Below are 1,889 nucleotides of genomic sequence, written 5' to 3'. Positions count from 1 at the left end.
GTATTTGACGTTTGAACAGCGATGTTCACGTCGCGTGATTTAGCCAAGTGCATCGCGTTTACGATGTTGATGCCTTCCAGCTGATTCTGGAAAACGCCTTTAACAATGTAACGAGTTAATTGACTTGTATCTACATCAATCAGATCGCCAGCATAATTGACAACAATTTCATATACAGCGCCTTGTGCGATTTGACCAAGAATGGAACCAATTTTTTCGCCAAGTCCGAAGTAAGGTTGAAGTTTGTTCAAAACATTTGCTGGTACTGGCGGCAAGTTAACCGCATTCTTGAACGGCTCATTGCGCAGAATATGAAGGACTTCTTCAGAAACATCAATCGCAACGTTTTCTTGCGCTTCAATAGTAGATGCTCCAAGGTGAGGAGTTACGATGACTTTTGGATTGTTCAAGAATGGGTGATCCTTTTGTGGAGGCTCTACTTCGAATACGTCAAATGCAGCGCCAGCTACGATACCTTGATCGATTGCTTCAACCATCGCCATTTCATCAATAATACCACCACGAGCACAGTTGATCAGGCGCATGCCTGGTTTCATAATTTCGAACTGCGGTTTGGAGATTAAGTGACGTGTTTCTGGTGTAAGTGGAGTGTGAACGGTGATGAAGTCAGCTTTTGCAACGATCTCATTGACAGTCCCAAGCTTAACGCCTAGTTTCTCTGCGCGCTCTTCCGTCAAGAACGGATCATACCCGATAACTTCCATGCCGAATACTTTCGCACGTTTTGCCACTTCGCTTCCGATACGTCCCATCCCGAGGATACCGAGCGTTTTGTAACGAAGCTCAACTCCGATGAATTTACGGTCCCATTCTCCGCCGACTGTTTTCTTATAAGCTTGCGGAATCATACGAGCAGTGGACATCATCATAGCAAATGTAAGTTCGCAAGTAGCGATTGTATTGCCGTCTGGTGCATTGATAACAATAATACCGCGTTTTGTTGCAGCTTCCAGATCGATGTTGTCGACACCTACGCCTGCGCGGCCGATTACTTTTAGTTTAGCTGCCGCATTCATAATTTTCTCTGTAACTTTCGTTTGGCTGCGAACCAGGAGCGCATCATATTCTCCAATGATGGAAACGAGCTCATCTTCGGATAGACCAGTTTGTTTTACCACTTCAACATCAGCTGCATCATAAAGCATTTGAATTCCCATGTCACTAATTGGATCGGATACTAGAACTTTGTACATCATTCGTACCTCCTTAGAATATGAACATAAAAAAAACTCCCAACCCTCCGGAACAGACACGGATGTCTATATCCAAAGGGACGAGAGATTGCTTTCGTGGTACCACCCTAGTTCGCTGCCCATTCGCATGAGAAGCCTCAATCGGTCTTCCGACCTGGAACTGTAACGTGTTCCTGTTCCGACTGCATCTACTAAAGTTCAATGCAATAACTCTGGAGTGCTCCGCAAAATGTTCGTTACCGATTCGCACCAACCATCGGCTCTCTGAAAACTACTTTACTTGCTTGGCTCCGTCAACGCTTTACTGTGATAGAATTTTCATTAGATTACCATGCTGTTGAAATCGTGTCAATACATGTCGAATCATTTTCATCAAATTCACATGAAAGCCATATTTGACAACAATGCGAAAGCTTTTTCGTTTATTTTAAAGCAAGGATCCTTAGAAAGCAATGCTATTTTTGCTTGTATTTTGTCACGATTTTCGCTAATGTACTGGATAAATAGGAATTGCATTTGCAGCAGGTAAGGAAGGAAGTGCTATAGTGGACATTACGAGTATTCACCCGCAGAAATTTGTTGAAGCTCTGGATCAACAGGCATTGAAAGATAGCGTCATTATTGATGTGAGGGAACCGCATGAGTGGGAATATTATCATCTGGATGAAGCAAAGC

1 protein-coding gene and 1 other annotated feature are annotated in these 1,889 nt (G+C 43.4%); the gene reads right to left on the bottom strand.

What is annotated here, in order from left to right; all coding sequences use genetic code 11:
- Window positions 1-1,214 (bottom strand): phosphoglycerate dehydrogenase (gene serA / locus AC1DUA_RS35685; RefSeq protein WP_477504245.1); only part of this gene is annotated, 1,214 nt, incomplete at its 3' end.
- Window positions 1,215-1,287: 73 nt separating this feature from the next.
- Window positions 1,288-1,520, bottom strand: a binding site (T-box leader).
- Between the last annotated feature and the right edge of the window lie 369 nt (window positions 1,521-1,889).

The sequence above is a fragment of the Paenibacillus sp. 01T422 genome, assembly GCF_056398785.1.
Note: the sequence above shows the minus strand (reverse complement) of the source record. Positions and strands in the feature narration are given on the sequence as shown.